This window comes from Pandoraea vervacti, assembly GCF_000934605.2.
GTDB classification, from domain to species: domain Bacteria; phylum Pseudomonadota; class Gammaproteobacteria; order Burkholderiales; family Burkholderiaceae; genus Pandoraea; species Pandoraea vervacti.
Genome location: NZ_CP010897.2, coordinates 4,067,533 through 4,088,098, shown reverse-complemented (window position 1 = coordinate 4,088,098; position 20,566 = coordinate 4,067,533). Strand labels below are relative to the sequence as shown.

The 20,566-nt window shown below is 65.1% G+C and carries 18 protein-coding genes; 6 read left to right on the top strand and 12 right to left on the bottom strand.

The annotated features are described in order from the left end of the window. Positions 1–2: 2 nt before the first annotated feature. Together UC34_RS17720 and UC34_RS17715 are read right to left on the bottom strand one after the other, a co-directional pair. Complete coding sequence (locus UC34_RS17720; RefSeq protein WP_044456608.1) at positions 3–1,604, bottom strand: MDR family MFS transporter; 1,602 nt, start codon at positions 1,602–1,604, stop codon at positions 3–5. Beyond that, positions 1,597–2,961 carry an HlyD family secretion protein gene (locus UC34_RS17715; RefSeq protein ID WP_044456607.1) on the bottom strand — a complete coding sequence of 455 codons (1,365 nt, stop codon included), beginning with the start codon at positions 2,959–2,961 and terminating at the stop codon, positions 1,597–1,599. Before UC34_RS17715 ends, UC34_RS17720 begins: the two co-directional genes overlap by 8 nt. Positions 2,962–3,064: 103 nt before the next feature. Between UC34_RS17715 and UC34_RS17710 the strand changes: the two genes are divergently transcribed. Then, positions 3,065–3,829: a CerR family C-terminal domain-containing protein gene (locus UC34_RS17710; protein WP_044456606.1), complete on the top strand. Its 765-nt coding sequence runs from the start codon at positions 3,065–3,067 to the stop codon at positions 3,827–3,829. Positions 3,830–4,012: 183 nt separating this feature from the next. On the opposite strand, the gene UC34_RS17705 is transcribed toward UC34_RS17710, so the two are convergent. Continuing rightward, a complete protein-coding gene (locus tag UC34_RS17705) occupies positions 4,013–5,479 on the bottom strand; it encodes an amino acid permease (protein ID WP_044458351.1) in 1,467 nt (488 codons plus the stop codon). 217 nt (positions 5,480–5,696) lie between these two features. Beyond that, the gene (locus tag UC34_RS17700) at positions 5,697–6,785 is read right to left on the bottom strand and encodes a porin (protein ID WP_044456605.1); all 1,089 of its coding nucleotides are present in this window, start codon (positions 6,783–6,785) and stop codon (positions 5,697–5,699) included. Positions 6,786–7,052: 267 nt separating this feature from the next. On the opposite strand from UC34_RS17700, the gene UC34_RS17695 reads away from it, so the two are divergent. Both UC34_RS17695 and UC34_RS17690 read left to right on the top strand, forming a co-directional pair. Beyond that, positions 7,053–7,526 carry an Lrp/AsnC family transcriptional regulator gene (locus UC34_RS17695; RefSeq protein WP_044456604.1) on the top strand — a complete coding sequence of 158 codons (474 nt, stop codon included), beginning with the start codon at positions 7,053–7,055 and terminating at the stop codon, positions 7,524–7,526. 65 nt (positions 7,527–7,591) lie between these two features. Beyond that, positions 7,592–8,779 (top strand): alpha-hydroxy acid oxidase, encoded by a 1,188-nt coding sequence (locus tag UC34_RS17690; RefSeq protein WP_044456603.1) that lies wholly within the window; start codon positions 7,592–7,594, stop codon positions 8,777–8,779. A gap of 172 nt (positions 8,780–8,951) precedes the next feature. On the opposite strand, the gene UC34_RS17685 is transcribed toward UC34_RS17690, so the two are convergent. Together UC34_RS17685 and UC34_RS17680 are read right to left on the bottom strand one after the other, a co-directional pair. Next, positions 8,952–9,383, bottom strand: coding sequence for a hypothetical protein (locus tag UC34_RS17685; RefSeq protein WP_044456602.1), 432 nt, complete (start codon positions 9,381–9,383; stop codon positions 8,952–8,954). A gap of 119 nt (positions 9,384–9,502) precedes the next feature. Then, entirely contained in the window at positions 9,503–10,465 is a 963-nt protein-coding gene (locus UC34_RS17680) for a LysR family transcriptional regulator (RefSeq protein WP_044456601.1), read from the bottom strand. 324 nt (positions 10,466–10,789) lie between these two features. Here UC34_RS17680 and tcuC point away from each other — a divergent pair, with 324 nt between their 5' ends. From tcuC to UC34_RS17665, 3 genes are all read left to right on the top strand, one after another. Then, on the top strand, positions 10,790–12,106 hold the full coding sequence (tcuC, locus tag UC34_RS17675; RefSeq protein ID WP_044456600.1) for an MFS transporter: 1,317 nt from the start codon (positions 10,790–10,792) through the stop codon (positions 12,104–12,106). Between the two features lie 115 nt (positions 12,107–12,221). Then, positions 12,222–12,962, top strand: coding sequence for a substrate-binding domain-containing protein (locus UC34_RS17670; protein WP_044458350.1), 741 nt, complete (start codon positions 12,222–12,224; stop codon positions 12,960–12,962). Between the two features lie 249 nt (positions 12,963–13,211). Beyond that, positions 13,212–14,765, top strand: coding sequence for an amidase (locus UC34_RS17665; RefSeq protein WP_084070772.1), 1,554 nt, complete (start codon positions 13,212–13,214; stop codon positions 14,763–14,765). A gap of 55 nt (positions 14,766–14,820) precedes the next feature. Here the strand turns inward: UC34_RS17665 and UC34_RS17660 are convergent, their stop codons facing one another. The 6 genes from UC34_RS17660 to UC34_RS17635 form a co-directional block, all read right to left on the bottom strand. After that, positions 14,821–15,075, bottom strand: coding sequence for a DUF3820 family protein (locus UC34_RS17660; protein WP_044456599.1), 255 nt, complete (start codon positions 15,073–15,075; stop codon positions 14,821–14,823). Between the two features lie 131 nt (positions 15,076–15,206). Next, positions 15,207–15,848, bottom strand: coding sequence for a LysE family translocator (locus UC34_RS17655; protein ID WP_044456598.1), 642 nt, complete (start codon positions 15,846–15,848; stop codon positions 15,207–15,209). A 252-nt stretch (positions 15,849–16,100) separates the two neighbouring features. After that, positions 16,101–17,069 carry an ABC transporter substrate-binding protein gene (locus UC34_RS17650; RefSeq protein WP_044456597.1) on the bottom strand — a complete coding sequence of 323 codons (969 nt, stop codon included), beginning with the start codon at positions 17,067–17,069 and terminating at the stop codon, positions 16,101–16,103. A 109-nt stretch (positions 17,070–17,178) separates the two neighbouring features. Continuing rightward, on the bottom strand, positions 17,179–18,453 hold the full coding sequence (locus tag UC34_RS17645; protein WP_044456596.1) for a c-type cytochrome: 1,275 nt from the start codon (positions 18,451–18,453) through the stop codon (positions 17,179–17,181). 93 nt (positions 18,454–18,546) lie between these two features. Next, a complete protein-coding gene (locus UC34_RS17640) occupies positions 18,547–19,410 on the bottom strand; it encodes an ABC transporter ATP-binding protein (RefSeq protein ID WP_084070771.1) in 864 nt (287 codons plus the stop codon). After that, positions 19,404–20,525, bottom strand: a complete 1,122-nt coding sequence (locus tag UC34_RS17635) for an ABC transporter permease (protein WP_418303946.1) — start codon at positions 20,523–20,525, stop codon at positions 19,404–19,406. Before UC34_RS17635 ends, UC34_RS17640 begins: the two co-directional genes overlap by 7 nt. Positions 20,526–20,566: the final 41 nt, after the last annotated feature.

Genomic DNA, 20,566 nt, shown 5'->3' with positions numbered 1-20,566 from the left:
GATCAGTGCCCGCCGGAGGAGAAGCCGGCCGGTTGCTTGAGCATCAGGGCGAGCGGCACGCACAGCAGCAGCGCAATACCCAATGCGTAGAAAGTCTCGGAAAACGTGATCACGCTCGCCTGTCGCGCGATCTCGGCAGCAAGCTGCGCGCTGGCCTGCAACTGCGCATGCACCATGTCGCCGGTTTGCGCGAAGAAGCCTGCGGCATTCGCAGACAAATGCGCCTGTCCCATCGGATTGTTGGCGGTGAGCGACTCGCGAAGGACGGCGTCGTGGTAGTCGGTACGACGGTCGATGAGCGTGCCCAGCAGGGCAAGCCCGACCGAGCCGCCGAGGTTGCGCGCCATGTTGTAGAGTCCGGCGGCGTCGCCGGCATCCTGCGCGTCCACGGCCGCCATCGACGCCTGATTGAGCGGCATCATCGCGAGCATCTGCCCGACACCCCGCAGCAGTTGCGACAAGGTGAAGTCATGCCCCACGCTTTGCGCCGTCAGATCGATGTCGAGCATGCAACTGGCGAAGAAGCTCAACAGCCCGAGAATCACCAGCAGACGAATGTCGACGCGGCTGATGAGGCGCGGCAGGAAGGGCATCATCAGAAACGCCGGTAGCCCGGAGAGCAGCATGATGTTGCCCGACTGCTGCGCGTTATAGCCCGCAATGGTCGCGAGGAATTGCGGCAGCAGATAGGACACGCCGTACAGTCCGGCCCCGACGGTGAACACGATGTAAATCACGCTCGCGTAGTTCTTGTTGCCGAGCAGCGAGAGCTTGACGATGGGCTTCTCGGCGGTGAACTGCGCGACCAGCATCATGCCGATGCCGATCACCGACAGCACCGACAGCCAGACGATCATGTGCGAGTCGAACCAACGCTCGCGCTGGCCTTCTTCGAGCACGACGGTCAGCGAACTCAGGCCGATCGCCAGGCCCACGATACCAAGCCAGTCGGCCTTGAAGAACGCTTCGAGGTTGGTCGGCTCGCGCTTGAGGCCGAGCATGAGCAGCGCCACGATGGCGACCGAGAGCGGCAGGTTCAGAAAGAAGCACCAGCGCCAGTTCGCGTTTTCCGTCAGCCAGCCGCCGACCACCGGTCCGAGCAGCGGGCCGAGCAACACGATCAACCCGAACATCGCCATGCCGACGCCCATCTGGTGGCGAGGCAGACGCGTGCGAATGATCATCTGTGCCGTGGGAATCATGGCGCCGCCGGCAAACCCTTGTCCGATGCGCCCGACGACCATTTCCGTCAGACTGCCCGACGCACCGCACATCATCGAGAACAGCGTGAAGAACACGGCGTTGAGCATCAGAAAACGCCGCAATCCGAGCACGCGCGTGAGCCACGCCGCGAGCGGAATCATGACGATTTCCGACATCAGATAGCCGGTGGAAATCCACGTGCCCTCGGTGCCGGAAGCGCCGATCTGTCCCTGAATCTGCGGCAGCGCCGAGTTCGTGATCGAGATGTCGAGCGTAGCCAGCAATGCGCCGAGCGCCCCGGCAGCAACCGCAATCCAGTCCGAGGCCGATGCGTTGGCCGGGGTGGCTGCGCGAACCGGGGTAACGTGCCTGGCGTCGTCGGCGGCGTCCGACCTAGCCATGGCGGACTCCCATACGCGATGCGGTGGCATCGGCGTTCGTCGGGGCATTCATGACCGGACCCACGCCGAAGCCCAGCGGCGCGCTCAGCGAGAGTTGTGCCGGGGTGTCCAGCGGCATGGTCGCGTGTTTCGCTGGCGCTGTTGATATCGGCGATGCCAGGGATGCCGGAGGTGCTGTTGATGCCGAGGATGCCGGGGATGCCGCAGCACCATGCGTGTCGACGTCTGCCGTTACCGAGAGACCCGGCAACAGTACCGCGCGCATCGATTCCGGCGCTTCGAGTCGAATGCGCACCGGCACGCGTTGAACGATCTTCGTGAAGTTGCCCGTCGCGTTCTGCGCGGGCAGCAGCGCGAACTGCGATCCCGTGCCGGGCGACAGCGAATCGACGACACCGTGGATCCGCTCGCCAGGCAGGGCGTCGACATGAATCGTGACCGGTTGACCGGGGCGCATGTGGCCGACCTGTGTTTCCTTGAAGTTTGCCGTCAGATAGACGTTCTGCACCGGCACGACCGTGAGCAGGCGCGTGCCCGGCTGGGCAAACTGGCCCACACGTACCGCGCGATCGCCAACGCGTCCGGCCAGCGTGCTCTTGACGACCGTGTCGGCGAGATCGAGCTCCGCCTTGCGCGCGCTCGCCTGTGCGACGGCCAACTGCGCCTTTGCCTGAGCCAGCGCGGCGCTGAGGGTATCCGTCTGACGCTCGGCCGACTGGAGGCTGGCTTCGTTGCTCTTGAGCGACGCTTGCGCGCGAGTGCTGGTGTTGCGCAACTCGGCCAGTCGTTCGTCCGTCTCCGCCCCCGTGGCCACGAGCGGCGCGTACCGCGACACCTGCCCGGCGGAGTACGCGGCATTGGCACGCGCGCTATCGAGTTCGGCGCGAGCCTGCGCGATGGTCGCTGCGTGCTGCGACAGCTCGGCCTGTGCGCGGGCGACATCGGCTTCGCGCGCGACGACGGTCGCGGCGGCCTCATCGTACGCAGCCTGATACTGACGCCCGTCGAGCCGCACCAGCGGCTGACCGACGCTGACCGTTTCGTTGTCGCGCACGAGCACTTCCGTCACGTAACCGCCGACTTTCGGCGCGACAGTCATGCTGTCGGCCTGCAGATAGGCGTCGTCCGTGGACTCAATGAAGCGCCCCACGAACCACCAGTGCGCCCCCCATCCGAGGCCGGCGACGACGCCCAGCGCCAGCGCGCCCAGCAGAATTTGCTTGCGACGCGGGTTCGCCGGCGGCGTTGTCTGGCCGGGCGTTCCGGTGTGCCGCTGCGCTTTGCCGGACGGGGCCTGTACCGGGCCGCCTGGCGTCTTTACCGAATCGGAAGACGTGACCTGTGCTGCGTTGGTCATGGGGGATTTCCTCAAATTATTCCAGTTGGCAGAATTATTCCAGTTGATCGATTTATGTCAAGTGTTATATTTTTGACGAAAGTTTTTGCAAGCAAGGGGAGACATGACAGGGACTTCACGTGCCGGGCGGGTTCAGAGCACTGCTGCGCGACCGCGCCATGCGGTCGACACCGGGTATCAGCGTGGCGAGGAAACGCGTGCGCGCATCATCCTCGCGGCGATCAAGTGCTTCGGCGAGTACGGATTTACCGGCGCGTCCACGCGCGACATCGCGAACGCCGCAGGGGTGAACGCGCCCGCGCTTCAGTATTACTTCGATAACAAGGAAGGGGTGTACAAGGCGTGCGTCGAGTACATCCTGGAACTGGTGCTTGCACAGATGGGCGAAGCCATCGACGCGGCCGAGTGCGTCGTGGCCGACCCGAACGCCACCGACAAGCAGCTCATCGACGCCTTCTGCGAGCTTCAGCACCGCAAGGGCGGTTTCATGGAGAAGGGGCCCGAGATCGAAGGCTGGCACATGTTCATGGCGCGTGAGCAGGCCGGGCTCGGGCCGGAAGCGGGGTTCAAGGTGTTTCACGAACGGTTCTCGAGCCGCCTCGCGTCGGTCGGCGCGAACATCGTGACGCGGCTCGCAGGCGTTTCCCCGAACGACGAAGCGATGCGTATTCGTGCGGTGTGCATCAGCACGCTGGGCATGGCGTTTCGCGTGATGCGTCGCTCCGTCGATTGCTCGATGGGGTGGGGCACGGAGCCGAACCCCGAGCGCAACCGGATGGTGCGCGAAGCCGTGCTGGAGCAAACGCGCTATCTTCTGGAGCGCACCGTCAAGGAGCGCAAGGCCGCCGCGAAGTCAGCGGCAAGGTGAGTGGCAAGCCAATAGCAGGCCAATAGCAGGCCAATGACGGGCGAGCCATGAAGCAGGCCGATGCCAGCCAGACCATACCGCATGAAAATGGGGCGCCGTGTATTGACCGGTGCCCCTTTCGTTTTGTGTCGACGCAGGCTCAGGACTGCGTCATGAACGCCTCATGGACGCCTCATGCACGCCTCATGCACGCGTCATCGTGCGTCCCTGCGGCTGGCTGTCGTGTTTGCGATACCAGAGGAAGTAGACGAGCAGCACGGCCACCACGAACGGCACGCCGAAAATCATCGTCATGCGGAACACGCCGGTGAAGAGCGTCGTGATCATGATGGCGGCCATCAGCCCCGCGCCCAGCAACGTGAGCCACGGGAAGCCCCACATGCGAAACGCGAGCGGCGCGTGATGCTCGCGTCGCCACGCACGGCGGAAGAAGAAGTGCGTGACGAAGATCATCATCCACGTGAGCATCGCACCGAACATCGAGATCGCCATCATGAACGTGAACGAGGATTCGGGGTACAGGAAGTTCACGAGCGTGGCGAGCGCGATGCCCAGCGTCGAGAGCAGCAGGGCGGCGAGCGGCACGCCACGCCGGTTCACTTCGCCGAAGCGCTCAGGGGCGTAGCCGGCGCGCGAGAGCGAGAACATCATGCGCGTGGTGATGTAGAGCTGGCTGTTCATCGACGAGAGCGCGGCAATCAGCACCACAAAGTTGATGACGCCGGCCGCGCCTGGAATGTTGATGGCCTGCATTGCTTTGACGAACGGGCTTTCGTCCTGACCGGCGGCAGTCCACGGCACGATGGCGAGCATCAGCGCGAGCGTGAGCAGATAGAACAGCACCAGGCGCACGACCGTCGAGCGGAAGGCGCGCGTGACCGCACGCTCGGGATGCTCCGCTTCACCCGCGGCCACGGCGATCATCTCGATGGACAGGTAGCTGAAGATCGAGATGATCACGGCCACCCACATGCCCCAGAGTCCCTTCGGGAAAAAGCCGCCGTGCGCGGTGTAGTTCGCGAACCCGGCCGGCGCATGCCCCGCGCTCGCGACCGAGTTCGGGGCAATGAAGACCACGTACGCGCCGATGAAGATGAAGAGGACGATGGCCGTGATCTTGATGAGTGAAAAGCCGTATTCGATCGCGCCGAACAGATTCACCGACATGGCGTTCACGAGCACCAGCGCAGCGGAAAAACCTGCGACCCAATACCAGCCCGGCACTTGCGGGAACCAATACTTCATGTACACGGCAATGGCGCTCACTTCCGTGCCCACGGCCAGCACGATGCACGACCAGTAGGCATAGCGCACCAGAAAGCCTGCCCAAGGGCCGATGTAGTGCTCGGCGTAAGCGCCGAACGAACCCGATGTGGGGTGCGCGACCGTCATCTCGGCGAGGCACCCCATGAGCATGAGTGCGATCAGCGCACCGATGCCATACGAGACGAGCACGCTCGGTCCGGCGAAGCCGATGGCAAAGCCGCTGCCGAGAAACAGGCCGGTGCCGATGGCGCCGCCAATGGCAATCATCGCCATCTGACTGGCGGTGAGCGAGCGTCGCAGACCCTGCTCGCGCCGGGTGATGTGCGAGAAGTCGCGGGACTTGCCTGAAGACGAAGACTGAGGGGGCTGGGGAGTACGCGTCATGTCATACCTCTTGGACACCGCGGCGCGCATCTGGCGGCGCACACGATATCGCGTGAGTGCTGCATTGCTTGCCATCGCCCGCCGGTGCGACGCCCACATACGCAAACGCCGGCACGAACGGGCCCCGCCGCCCCGGTCGAAGCCGGGGCGGGTCATACGAACCGCAAGACGCTGACGTCTTCCGGTGGCAAAGGCGCGAGCGCGTCGCGCCTGCCGTTCAGAAGATGTGGCGGATGCCCGTGCCTACGCCGACTTGCGTCGAATTACCCGGCAGTTCGACGCGAGCGGCGCCGCTGACCTTGTTGTAGTCGACGGTGCCGTACAGTTGCGTGCGTCGGGACAACGCGTACTCCGCGAGCAGCACATACGTATAGCGACGGCCCGAACCGGCGTCGCCTGCCTGTGCGTTGATGTTCTTGATGTCGTCGAAGTAAGCCGCGCCGGTAATGGCGAGATTCGGCATGGCCTGAATGGTCGTGCCGAGATAGAACGTCATGTCCTTGCGCGGATTGTCGTTCAGGTTGCCGGTGGTGACCGGGTGGGCCGGATCGTTGAGCGTGCCGTCGAGCCAGCCGCTGCGGTCGCGTCCGCCCATGTAGCCTACGAACACCTTGGCGATGGAGACGCTGTAGATGCCCCCCAGCCCCCACATCTGTTGCACGCGCTTGGCGGCGTCGCGCGCTTGCTGATAGACGCCGGCGACCTGGAACGGTCCCATCGCGTAAGCGGCGCGCGCACCCCAGTAGTTGCTGGCGGCCATCGTGCCGGCCGTATTGCCGAAGCCGTAGGTTGCGCCGACCGACAGGCCGCCGAACGTGCCCGCATAGCTCACGGCGTTATCCACGCGGCCGCGCGTGATGTTGTACATCCACGAGTTGTTCGCGTAGTTGCCGATGGTCAGCGGATCGAAGTCGCCGTAGACGTTGAACGCCTCGGTCGCCTGGCGGCCGATCTTAATCGTGCCGTACTGGTTTTGCAGGCCGACAAACGCATAGCGATCGAACAGACGCGGGCTGTTCGCGAGCGTGCCGTTCTGCGGGTTGATGCCCGATTCCAACTGGAAGATCGCCTTCATGCCGCCGCCGAGATCTTCCGAACCCTTGAAGCCGAAACGGCTGTTGGTGACGGCGCCATTGGTGACTTGCCACAGGGCGTCGTTATTGGCATTGGCGTTCGTTTGATACCTAACGCTCTGATCGACGATTCCGTAGAGCGTTACGCTGCTCTGTGCGACGGCGGTGCTGCTCAACGCAAGGCCGCAGGCGGCCGAGAGAACGGCCAGACTGGCCGGAATTGCAGACTTCATGGGTCTCCTTGTTGCGTCTTGTCAACGTTTTATGAATGCTCTTTAAATCGATTCGCAGCGCCTTCCGATTTAGGAGACTGCGAATTTCTCTCACACGACGGCTGCAATATCTGAATCGACCCGACGCCGGAATGCCTCACCCATTCGGCCAGAGTCGAGGGCTATCATATCAACGCAAAATTTGAATTTGCTTGCTATTTCTATCAAGCAACTGGCGGGGAATCGAAGGATCTGCCAGAATCCCGGGAAACTTGATGGATTCTGCCAATGAACCTCGACCTTGCCGATCTGCGCATCCTTCGCCATCTGGAACTCAATGGCCGCATCTCCAACCAGGAGCTGGCGGACGCCGTTGGCCTGTCGCCGTCGGCATGCCTGCGCCGGGTGAAATTGCTCGAGGATCGGGGGGTGATTTCCGGATACCGCTGCATCGTGGACGCACAGCATATCGGTCTGGAGTTTGAAGCGCTAGTGCAGATCACGTTGCGTCCGGACGTCGATCAATGGCACGAAAAGTTTCTGGCCGCCGTACAGAACTGGCCCGAAGTGGTCACGGCGCGCATCGTCACCGGCTCGGCGAATTACATCTTGACGGTAAGAGCGCGTAACCTCGCGCATTACTCCGACTTCATCGTCAATGAGTTGTACCGTGCACCGGCGGTAATGTCGATTCAATCGAACATTGTCCTGAAGACAATTAAGCACACGCAGTCGCTCGTCGACCTCGTGAAGCAGAAATAAATAATCTAGAAGATATTAACTATTCTCGAATCGCGAGAATGCATTCTTAAAACAAGAGACGCAGCATGGCAGTGATTACCACCATCGAGGACTTGCGGGTTCTCGCACAACGGCGCGTACCGCGCATGTTTTATGAGTATGTCGATTCCGGTTCCTGGACCGAGTCGACGTATCGCGCGAACGCCGCAGATTTTGCCGACATCGCGTTTCGTCAGCGGGTTGCGGTCAACATCGAGCATCGCAGCACGCGAACGACGATGCTCGGGCAGTCGGTGGCCATGCCGGTCGCGCTTGCGCCCACCGGCATGACCGGCATGCAGCACGCCGACGGCGAGATTCTTGCGGCGCGCGCCGCTGAGGCGTTCGGCGTGCCGTTCACGCTGTCGACCGTCTCGATCTGCTCCATCGAGGACGTGGCGGCGCACACGAAGGCGCCGTTCTGGTTCCAGTTGTATGTCATGAAGGATCGCGACTTCATCGAACGTCTGATTGATCGGGCGAAGGCCGCAGGGTGTTCGGCCTTGATGGTGACCATGGACCTGCAAATCAGCGGCCAGCGTCACAAGGACATCAAGAATGGTCTGTCGGCGCCGCCGAAGCTCACGCTGCCGAACATCGCCAACATGATGACCAAACCGCGCTGGTGCATGGGCATGCTAGGCACGCGTCGGCGCACGTTCGGCAACATCGTGGGGCATGCGAAGGGCGTGAACGATATCGGATCGCTCGCCGCGTGGTCGGCGGCGCAGTTCGATCCGCGACTGTCGTGGGACGACGTCGAGTGGATCAAAAAGCGCTGGGGCGGCAAGCTGGTGCTCAAGGGGGTGCTCGATCCCGAGGATGCGCGCGCTGCGCGCGACACCGGGGCGGACGCCATCGTCGTCAGCAATCACGGTGGCCGTCAACTGGATGGCGCCGTCTCGACGATTCGTGCATTGCCGGACATCGTCGCGGCGGTCGGACGCGATACGGAGGTCTGGCTCGACGGCGGCATTCGCTCGGGGCAGGACGTGATCAAGGCGATGGCGCTCGGGGCGAAGGGCACGCTGATCGGGCGTCCGTTCCTGTACGGACTGGGCGCGATGGGCGAGGCCGGTGTGCGGCGTGCGCTGGAGGTGATCGCGAAGGAGATGGACGTGACCATGGCGCTGACGGGCCGCACGACCATCGACCGTCTCGATCCGTCGATGCTCATTCCCGGCAGCTACCCGACCGGCATCGGCCCCTATCCGAGCGAACCGGGCAACCCATAACGTCTTGCGCGATCACGCAAAAAGCCGCAGCTTCGCGCTGCGGCTTGCGGATTGCTGGCTGCCGTAGGAACGGGGTAATTGCGCCAAACGTGCGAGACGCGGAGCTGGCGAGGCGCATGCACGTGAAGCCGGGGCGACCCCGCCGCTATCGCAGTTCGTCAGCCCAGTCGGATCAATGATGATGCTTGTGATGACCACGACGCTTGCCATGGTAATGACGATCGTCGTCATACGAACTGGAGCGGGACATGTTGCCGCCCAGCGCCGCACCGGCGCCGCCGCCGACGGCCGCGCCGATCAGGCCGCCCGAGCGGCCGCCCATCGCGTTGCCGGCGGCCGTACCCGCACCACCCCCCAACGCGCCACCGATGATCGCGCCCGTGCGTTCGCGACGGTTCGACGTCATGGCGCCACCGGCGCCACCGCCAACCGCGCCGCCCACCACTGCACCGGTACTGCCGCCCAGCGCGCCGCCAACGGCCGCGCCTGCCACGCCGCCCAGCGCACCGCCAAGGGCGTTATTCATATCACTGGCCGTCGCCGTCAGGGAAGTCGTTGCAGCCAGCGTGGCGATCGCCACCATCGGGAAAATTCGCTTGAACATGAGTCTTGAAAGAGATTCGGATTGACGCGACGCAAGTATAAAGACGCCAGACACTGCCGCCATCGCCCCATTGTTTCGCGCGGCGTAAGACAGGTAACAAAGTGTTTCCGCACGTGCAATCACGGCACGTCGACGCTAACGGCGACATCGCCCGCATCCGCCACCATGCCGCCGGCCCGCCGGCGCGCGGGCGCCTTCATCTCCGCGACGAAGCGATACAACTGTGCGGCGGCCGGGGAGAGTGCTCGTGCCTTGCTACGGATCATGCCCACGCGCCGCGTGACCACCGGGTCGACCAGCGGCACGCTCGTGAGCACCGGATGGTCGGCGCCGGGCATGGCCATGGTCGGCACGGCGGCCACCCCCAGCCCGGCTTCCACCAGCCCGATCATCGTCGTGACGTGTTGCGTCTCGCAGATGCTGGGCGGACGCTGTGGCAGGCCGGTGAGCGCCTGATCGAGCAACAGACGATTGCCCGAGACCTTGCCGACGGTGATGTAGTCGTGCTCGTAAAGCTCGCGCCAGCTCACCCGCTTCTTGCCCGCGAGCGGATGATCGCGACGGCACGCAGCGACATACCGTTCCTGCAACAGCAGCTTGAATTCGATGTTCGGCTCCTGGCTGCCGATGAAATTGAGGCCGAAGTCCGCGTCGCCGTTGACCACGGCTGCGAGCACCTCGTTGGCGCTTGCGTCGAGCACCGAGATCCGGATGCGCGGGAACGCCTTGTGATAGCGCGAGATGACCTGCGGCATGAAGTAATAGGCGGCAGACGGCACGCAGGCGATCGTGACATGCCCGAGGCTCGACGAGGCCACGTCGCGGATGCCGAGCAACGCGTTGTCCAGATCGTCGAGAATGCGCTCCGCATCGCGCGCGAAGGCGCGCCCGACGTTGGTCAGCGCCACGCGCCGCGTGCTGCGCTCGAAGAGTTTGACGCCCAGCGCGTCTTCGAGCTTGTCGATGCGGCGCGACAAGGCCGGCTGCGAGATATGGATCGATTCGGCCGCGCGGCGAAAGCTCGCGAGTTGCGCTACCGCGCGAAAGGCCTGCAAATCGTTCAGATCGAAGTTGATCGCCATGACATGGTGGGATGAATGCCGTTAGAACACCGGCGGTGTCCGGAAAAACCGGGAAACCCTTGACCGCACGGGCTGGCAAGCCGCGACGGCGCGGCCAGGAGTGTACCGTGTTACCGCTCGGTCGGTGCATCAGACATCCTACGATTGATAGCGTGTGCGCATCAATCCTTCCAAAACTTGCAATTCACAAGCGTGGAACTTCCGGCGCAACATTGGCGGCTTCAAAAAAGCGTCCGCGACGGCCTGACACGTCCCTGGCAGAGACGCATGCGACGATCATTTGCGGTCCTATCCCCGGGGCCGCAGGCAACACGGAGACAGCGCATGTCACAGCGCCCCAACGACGCAGTTTCGCGTCGCCCCTCAAAAGCCGGTGCAGTCCTGCGCGTCACGGCTGGCAATTTCCTCGAGCAGTTCGATTTCTTCCTGTTCGGTTTCTACGCGACCCAGATCTCTCGCGTCTTCTTCCCGACCGACAGCGAGTTCGCCTCGCTCATGCTGACCTTTGCCGTATTCGGCGCGGGCTTCCTGATGCGACCGCTCGGCGCCATCGTGCTGGGCGCGTACATCGATAACGTTGGCCGCCGCAAGGGTCTCGTCACGACACTGGCGATCATGGCAAGCGGCACGATCCTCATTGCGTTCGTGCCCGGCTACGAGACGATCGGCCTCGCCGCACCCGCACTCGTGCTGATCGGCCGTCTGCTGCAAGGCTTCTCCGCTGGCGCCGAACTCGGCGGTGTGTCCGTCTATCTCGCAGAAATCGCCACGCCGGGCCGCAAGGGCTTCTACACGAGCTGGCAGTCGGCCAGTCAGCAGGTCGCCATCGTCGTGTCGGCGGCGCTCGGCTTCACCCTGTCGCTCACGTTGACCGCGCAACAGATCGCGTCGTGGGGCTGGCGTCTGCCGTTCCTCGTGGGCTGCCTGATCGTGCCCGTGATCTTCGTGCTGCGCCGCTCGCTGCAGGAAAGCGACGAATTCAAGCAACGCAAGCGTCACCCGTCGGTCAAGGAAGTGTTCCGTTCGATGGCGTCGAATCTCGGCGTCGTGATCGGCGGCACCATGCTCGTGGCGCTGACCACCACCGCGTTCTACCTCATCACCGTCTACGCGCCGACGTTCGGCAAGAGCGTGCTGCATCTGTCGAGCGCCGATGCGCTGCTCGTCACGCTGTGCGTTGGGGTGTCGAACTTCATCTGGCTACCGGTCGGCGGCACGCTGTCGGACCGCATCGGTCGGCGTCCCGTGCTGCTGCTGTTTGCCGGTCTGACGCTGGTGAGCGCTTATCCGGTGCTCTCGTTCCTGGTGCAGGCGCCGAGCTTCACGCGCATGCTGGTCGCGCTGCTGTGGCTCTCGTTCCTGTACGGCATGTACAACGGCGCCATGATTCCGGCACTGACGGAAGTCATGCCGCCGGACGTTCGGGTTGCGGGTTTCTCGCTGGCTTACAGCCTCGCAACCGCGCTCTTCGGTGGCTTCACGCCGGCGCTGTCGACCTACCTGATTCACGCGACGGGCGACAAGGCCGCACCGGGTTACTGGATGAGCTTTGCCGCGCTGTGTGCGATCTGCGCGACGCTGGCGCTGTACCGTGGCCGCCGCGGCGGGCAGGGCAGTCGCGCCGAACTGGCTGCCGGCTGAAGCCGACGGTGCCGGATCCACAATATTCACAATAACGAACGGAGACAACACCATGACAGTCACTTCGATGGGACGTCTGCACCGTGCGCTGGGCCTGCTGAGCGCCGGCGTCGTCATGACGGCGCTGCTTGGCGCCGCCCCCGCCAGCGCGGAAGATCTGCGCGTGATGAACTCGGGCGGTTTTACCGCCGCATACAAGCTGCTGCTGCCGAAGTTCGAAGCGGCCAGCGGCGATCACGTCGACACGGCATGGGGTCCGTCGATGGGCAAGGCGCCCGAGGCGATCCCCAATCGTCTGGCGCGCGGCGAGTCGGCCGACGTCGTCATCATGGTCGGTTACGCGCTCGACGATCTGATCAAGGCGGGCAAGGTGCGCCCGGATTCGCGCGTCGATCTGGCCGATTCACGCATCGGTGTCGTGGTCAGGGCGGGCGAGCCGGTGCCGGACGTCGGCACCCCCGAAAAGCTCAGGGCGGCGCTGCTGGCAGCGAAGTCGGTGGCGTATTCGGATAGCGCCAGTGGCGTCTATGTCGAACGCGAACTGTTCAAGAAGCTCGGCATTGCCGATCAGATGCAGGGCAAGGCCGTGATGGTCCAGAAGACGCCCGTGGCCGAAAAGGTCGCGGCAGGCGACTACGCGATGGGCCTGCAGCAGGTCAGTGAACTGCTGCCGGTCAAGGGAATCGCCTACGCAGGCAAGATTCCCGAGTCCCTGCAATCGGTCACGCGCTTTGCCGGCGGCGTGCCGGTGACGGCGCCGCATCCGGAAGAAGGCAGGAAGCTGCTCGACTATATGGCGGCGCCGGCGGCGTCGAAGGATGTCGCGTCGACGGGGCTCGATCCGCTGGCGCACTGAGCGGCGGCAGTTTGGTGATCAGGTGAGTGGTTCGGTGATCCGCCGATCCGCCGATGCCACGATCCGGGAAGTGAAGCGCGGTCCGATGAACGTCGGGACCGCGCTTTTTTGTGCGCGCCATTTCGTTAATGTGTGAATAATATATGCCGACCTCGGCACGGCGCGCAGGTTTGGTCGACAATGTCCGCCAGCAGGCGCGCATCGCGTGCACCGGAACGCATCAGCACATCACCCGCCAAGGAGACAGACATGGCCGCAGCGCCGAACGTGCCGAACGTGGCAGAAGTGCCCGACGGGCTGAATGAGCCCATCGAGTCCATCGAGTCCATTTCCCGCACGCCACGACATTCCCTCGACGACATCGTCGCCCTCGACGCGCTCGCATTGTCCGACGCCATCCGCGAGCGGCGCGTGTCCTGTCGCGAAGTGATGCAGGCGTATCTCGGACACATCGCGCGGTACAACCCCACCGTCAACGCCATCGTGTCGCTGCGCGATGCCGACGCGTTGCTGGCCGAAGCCGACGCCCGCGACCGCCAGCTGGCCAATGGCGAGTATCTCGGCTGGATGCACGGCATGCCGCATGCCGTGAAGGACATTGCGTCTTGCGCGGGGCTGCCCACGCGCAAAGGTTCACCGTTGACCTCGGCGGCGCCGGATACACACGACAGCATCAGCGTGTCGCGCATTCGCGCGGCGGGGGCGATCTTCATCGGCAAGACGAACGTTTCGGAGTTCGGACTCGGCTCGCACAGCTACAACCCGGTGTTCGGTACGACGCGCAACGCCTACGATCCCACGCGCATCGCCGGTGGCAGCAGCGGCGGCGCGGGCAGCGCGCTGGCCATGCGCATGTTGCCGGTGGCCGACGGTAGCGACTTCATGGGGTCCCTGCGCAACCCGGCGGCATACGGCAACGTCTACGGTTTCAGGCCATCGCAGGGCCGTGTGCCTTATGGGCCCGCAGCGGAAGTTTTCGTCCAGCAGATGAGTACCGAAGGTCCCATGGGCCGCACGGTCGCCGACGTCGCGCAACTGCTCGCCACGCAGGCGGGCTACGACATGCGCAGTCCGCTGTCCATTGCGGGCGACGCGTCGCACTTCCCCGGCGCGCTCCAGCGCGACGTGACGGATGTGAAGGGTGTGAAGCTCGGCTGGCTCGGCGACTATGGCGGCTATTTGCCGATGGAAGACGGTGTGATGGCGCTTTGCGAGGCGTCGTTGAAGGATTTCGCCGCGTTGGGATGCGAGATCGAAGCGTGTGCGCCCGACTTCGCGCCCCAGCGGCTGTGGCAGACCTGGCTGACGCTGCGTCACTGGATGGTGAACGGCTCGCTCGGCGAGTTCTACGCGGACCCGTCACGTCGCGGCAAGCTCAAGCCCGAGGCGCAGTGGGAGGTGGAAGGCGGAGAAGGACTGCGCGCGACCGACGTGTTTCGCGCCTCGGCCGACCGTAGCGAGTGGTACCGCGCGCTGGCGCGCCTGTTCGAGCGTTACGACTTCCTGCTACTGCCGAGCGCACAGGTTTTCCCGTTCGAAGCCGAGACGCACTGGCCGAAGGCCGTCGCTGGCCGGCCGATGGACACGTATCACCGCTGGATGGAGGTGGTGATCGGGCCGACGCTGGCCGGGCTTCCGGCGATCAGTGTGCCGGTCGGCTTCGATCCGCGCGGGTTGCCGATGGGCATGCAGATCATCGGCCCGGCGCAGGCCGATCTCGCCGTGCTGCAACTCGCGCGTGCGCATGAACAGTGCACACAGTGGGTCAGCCGCCATTTGCCGCCAATGCTTGCTGCACGCTGACGCAAAGCGACGCCTGCATCAGACGCCGCGAGCCGCAGGGGCCGCTCGCCGGCCGTCAGTCGCTTGCCGTCGATGACCTCGCGCGCGCGGCCTGCACGCGCAACGGCTTGAGCAGTTCACCGAGCGCGTTGTGATCGATCTCGTGCATCAGCGCGAGCAGGCGGCCGATATCGCCCGGCGGGAAGCCCTCCCGGGCGAACCAGCTCAAGTAGTTCCCGGGCAGGTCGGCAATCATCGTGCCCTTGTGTTTGCCGTAGGGCATGGGCGTGGTTACGAGACGCATCAGCGCGTCGGCGTCGAAATCGAGCATGGGCGAACGTGTGCGCAGCGCTTGCAGCCGGGCGGCAGAGTGTCGTCAGGCTGTCATGCCACGAAGGTGGAGGGACGTAGGGCGTCACCCTAGCACAGGCGAAGCCCGTTCGTCCTTCGGGGGCTTGCCGCTTACATACGCGAGGTCAGCAACTGCCACCCGGCGGTGCCGAAGACGACCGCGAGACATCCGTCCAGCCCGCGGCGAATGCGCAGATGGACACGCCGCGCCGTGCGTGTGGAGAAAAGCATGGCGTAGCCGCAGAAGATCGTGAGGCCGAGCGCAGCGCAGCCGGGCACGACCGCCACGGGCAAGGCGCCGTCCGGTCCCGACGCCAGCGCTACGACCGACATCCATCCGAGCACGGCCTTCGGGTTGGTCAGGTGCAGAAGCGTGCCGCGCAGATAAAGGCGCCTGAGCGACAGGTTGCCGTTGGCATCCGTCGGTACGAACGTCGCCGAGGACGAGGGCCGCAACGCAGCGCGCCCCGACTTGAAGGCCAGCCACAGAAGATACGCACCGCCGAAAATCTTGAGCGCCACGAGAAATTGCGCGTATGCCAGTAGCGTTGCCGAGATCCCGAGCATGGCGACCATCGCCCAGAAGAGCGAGCCGGACATCACCCCGAGCGCAAAGGTCAGCGCCGGGCGTCGGCCGTGATTGGCGGCAATGGACATGATCGCCAGGTTGCTCGGCCCCGGGCTGGCGGCATTGACGAAATACGCTGTGAAGGCGATCAGAAGATGGGTGTCGAGCGTGGCGTTGGCGATCATGGCGAGCCTGGGGCCCGATGGGGCAAGGACACGAGAGTCCCCAGTGTCCGGGCGCCTTGGCGCAGGCGCCAGAGACACTTCGTCAAATTCCCGCCAAGCCACTTGGCGCCGGGCGGCGCATCGGGCGACTCGACCTCCCGTGCGTCCGGACCGTCTTGGGCAACCGTCGACCGCGCCGTCGACCGCGCCGTCGACCGGACCGTCGCCGAACGGTCGACCGAAGGATCGACTGAACCGCTGATCGAACCCTGGTCAGACCTTGATGGGGAAACGCCGGTCGAACGTCGGTTTGACGTCGAGCGGTTGACGCAGCAAACCGACCTGCGAATAGAAGTCTGCCGTGCGCTGTTGTTCGGCGATGAGCGCGTCGTCGATGTTGCGCCATTTCGTGGCGCGTCGCGAGAACTGCAGCTTCGCGGCTTCGGGCGGAATGCCGATGATGCGCGCCATGGCGGCGGAGAATGCGTCGACATGCTGATACGACCAGACCTGGGCGCGCACCACACGCGCGAGGAAGTCGCGCAGCACTTCCTGTTTGGCGGCGACAGCGGCGTCCGTCGCAGCGAGATAGCTCAGCCCCGACCAGAGGCTTCGCCCATTGACGAGCACGCGTGCGCGTCCGGTCGTCTCCGCCACCGCCGTGTAGGGCTCCCACGTTGCCCATGCATCGACCGATCCGCTCGCGAGCGCTGTGACCGTGTCGGCCGGCGGCAGGAAGCGGAAGTTGACGTCGCTCGGCGAGAGCCCTGCCGCCGTGATTGCCTTGAGCGTGACGAAATGGCCGATGGAGCCCCGTGTCGTTCCGACGTTCTTGCCCTTGAGATCGGCAGCGGTGCGCAGCGTCGAGTCCGGGCGCACCAGCACGGCGGTGCCGTAAGCGTCCGAACGGTTCGCGCCGATGATCTTGATCGCGGCCCCGGAGGACAACGCGAAAATCACGGGCGCGTCGCCGATCGGACCGCAGTCGAGCGCGCCGGCGTTGAGCGCTTCGGCCAGCGGCGCTGCCGCCGGGAATTCCGTCCACTGGATGTCGTAGGGCAGTTGCCTGAGTTCGTCGGCGGCTTCGAGCAGAGCGCGCAGCCCGCCTTTCTGATCGCCGGCCTTGAGTACCTGACGGCCGGATTGCGCGAAGGCGGTGCCCGGCGGGGCGAGCGCGGTGAGCGTGCCTGCGGCGCTGGTCGTCGTAACGTATTGCAAGAAGCGTCGTCGGGAAATCGTCATGGTGTGGAGCCTGTGGTGGATCGGAAAGGGTGGGAATCCGCGCGTCAACCGCGTGTTGCGCGTGCTGATCCTGAATCGAAGACGGCGGGCAATGTGCGCGTCGCCTGCGCTAATGCACGAAGCCGCCTTTGACGAAGCGCACCGGGTCGTCGTCCATCCGGCGCAGCGTGGTGCTCAGCGGATCGGGGCCGTTGCGGCCATTGGCCGTGGCATCGTCGGGCGCCGAAGTCGAGGTGGTGCACATCAGTCCGCCATCGGCCCAGCCGCGGCGACCGGCCGGTGCCAGCGCGCGCAGCCAGCCGTCGCGATCGGCCAGCCATTCGGTGCCCGCCAGCGACCCCGGCGACGCGCCTGCAATCTGTGCGAAGACCTGCCATGCCTCTGGCGAGTCGGCAATACAGTCCGCCCGTGCGCCGAATAGCGGCGTGACCTGCGCCGCCTTGCCCGACGACGTGACGGTGCGCACCGCCCGCACGGGCTGCCCTTGCTCCTGCTCCTGCCCCTGCTGCCTCGACGCCAGCACGTTCCCGTCGCGGATCAGCAGTGTGAGAAAGCGCGGATCTTCGAAGGGGGGCGGATGCGTGGCGTCCACGGCGACGACCCGAACACGCTGACGACCTCGCCATGCCGCGACCTGACGCGCCGGGCCATCGGCGCATTTGACGGTAAGGGAGGGCAGTGCGATCGGCACCGGCCAACTGCCGCCGGCGGCCATCCCGGCAGAGGCCGAGAGCACACGCATGTAATCGAGCGCAGCCCATATTTCACGGTCGCTGAGACGTCCGGCAAACCCCGGCATCGTGACACCCTGTTCGCGACGCATGCCATACAACACGTGCCAGAACAGTTCGCCATCCGCGCGGCGGCTCAGCAGTGCGCTCGCCATCGTCGGCGGCCAGCGATCGAGCGTCGCGGCAAGGGGGCCTTCGCCGCGTCCGTCGGCGCCGTGGCATGCCGCGCATTGCGCCGCGTACACACGCGAGCCGCGCGCGATGCTCTGCACCGTGAATCCCGTCGGACTCGAATGGAAGCTCGTGGGCACGGCCGCCGTGAGCCATAACGAAGGCGATGGCCACGGCGCGACGAGCAGCGCACCGATGGCGGCGAGCGCGAGCCAGCGCCAGGCGCGTCGCCACAGCAGCGCGATCAGCAGGCAGGCAACGGCGAACGCAATCGCCGCGAGCATCCATGCAAACTGCCGGGCGAGCGAGACATCGATGACGAGATTCTCACCGGCGATGCGAGACGCGAACGGCCAGGCAGGCGCGCCATGCGAGTCGTCGGTGATGCCGAGCGCATAAAGGGCCTCAAGCCACGCGGATTGCACGAACTGCAATGCCTGCAACAGGGCGTTCAGCCAGAGATGAGAGGGCGGCGAGGTCATCGACGCCGCTCCGCTGGGGAACGGGCCGACGACCGCAGGAAGGACGACGTGACAGGCATATCGGGACTGCGCACAGCGAATGCGGGAAGAGACTTACCAACTGGCATCGAGCCCCAGATGTCGGAGCGCTTCGTGGCGCAGTTCGGTGATACGGGCGTCGCCACGATGTCGCGGATACGGCAAGTCGACCCGCAACTCCGCCACGATCTTCGCCGGACGCGGGCTGAAGACGATCACGCGTTGTGCCAGAAACAGAGCCTCTTCCACGTCGTGCGTCACGAGCAGCGCCGAGAAGCCCGCGCGTTGCCACAGGTCGACCAGTTCGCTTTGCATGGCCAGTCGCGTGAGCGAGTCCAGCTTGCCGAGCGGCTCGTCGAGCACGAGCAGACGCGGATCGTTCACCAGCGCACGCGCCAGCGCCACGCGTTGCGCCATGCCGCCGGAGAGTTGGTGCGGAAAGGCATCGGCGAATTCCGACAAGCCCACGCGCGCCAGTGCAGCGTCGACGCGAGGCCGCTCCCTGGCCAACACGCCGCGCGCCTGCAAACCGAGCGCGACGTTATCGCGCACCGTGCGCCATGGGTACAGCGTGGGGTCCTGAAACACGACGATGCGCGACGGATCGGGACGCGTAATCGGTGCGCCGTCCTGCGTAATCGCCCCGCGCGTGGCTGTCTCCAGTCCGGCGACCAGACGCAGCAACGTGGACTTGCCGCAGCCGCTCGGGCCGAGCAATGCGACGAATTCGCCGGGGGCGACCTTCAGATCGACGCCATCGAGCACCTGCAACGGCGCCTGTCGCGAGCCGAACCAGTGGCTCACACCCTGAATGTCGATTTGTGCGCCGGTGTCGTTGGCCGACGATTGACGATCGGTCACTGTTGGCGCTTGCCGGGCGTGCTGCGCTTGGGCATCTGCGCCGGCGAACGTCGGGGAAGAGGTGGCGGCGCTTACCATTTGACGGTTCCTTTCTGCCAGGCGAGGGCGCGGTCGCGTACGGTGAAGAGCAGCGTGATCACGCCGGAGAAGAGCAGAGCCATGACGATGAGCGCGGCGTACATGTTCACGTACGACGCCCAGCCCTGAGCCCACGTGAGATACCAGCCAAGGCCGGACTTCACGCCCATCATCTCGGCGGTGACAAGCACCGAGAACGAGGCGCCCAGTCCCATGAACAGGCCGACGAACACATTCGGCAGCGCGGCCGGAATCGCGACGCGCAGCACGAGAAAGGCTTCGGAAGCGCCAAGCGTGCGCGCCACGTCGTAATAGCTCTTGTTCACGCCTGCAACGCCCGACCACGTGAGCACGGCCACGGGAAATGCCGTCGACAGCGCAATCAGAAAGGCCGCTGCCGAATAGCTCGACGGGAAGAAGTAGAACGTGAGCGGCAGCAGCGCCGTGGCCGGTACGGGACCGAGCACGCGCAGCACGGGATGCACCCAATAGCCGATCGCCCGCGACCAGCCGATCGACACGCCGATCAGAAAGCCGGCAATTGCCCCGAAGCCGAAGCCCAGCCCCAGCAGCTTGAGCGTGTTGACCGCACTGTCGCCCAGACGTCGCCAGTCTTCCGTGTAGACCTCGATGAGCGCTTGTGGCGGTGCGAAGAACGGCGTGGGCAGTGTGCCGGTTTTCGCCGTGAGGATCTCCCATGCCGAGAGCGCCACCGGGATCGCCACGAGCCATGGTCCCGCGCCCGTCAGGGCTTCACGCAGACGTAGCAGCGGCGGTGTTGCACGACCGGACACCGACAAGACGGCGAGCAGCGCGGCCACCACGAGAGCGAACACGCCCAGCTCCTCCGTAAACGCCCAGTCGGCGAAGCCGACGACCTTATTCGGCCAGCGCAGCGTGAGCGAGCCGAACGCCGCCCATGCGAGCGCGGCGGCGAACCCGACGCCCCACAAGGCCGGGGTGCGCGGTGCGGCGAACAGTTGATCGATTTGCGTCTCGTCGAAGCGGGGCAGGGAGGGGGCTGACGCCGAAGCGTAAGCAGAGGCAGAAGTGGACGCCGGCGCCGACGCAGGCAATCGCAGCGTCGATCCTTCGGCGTGTTCCGTCAATTCCAGCGCGCCGGCCGGGGACGCCCCGCGCAGCGCTGCGTTGTCGA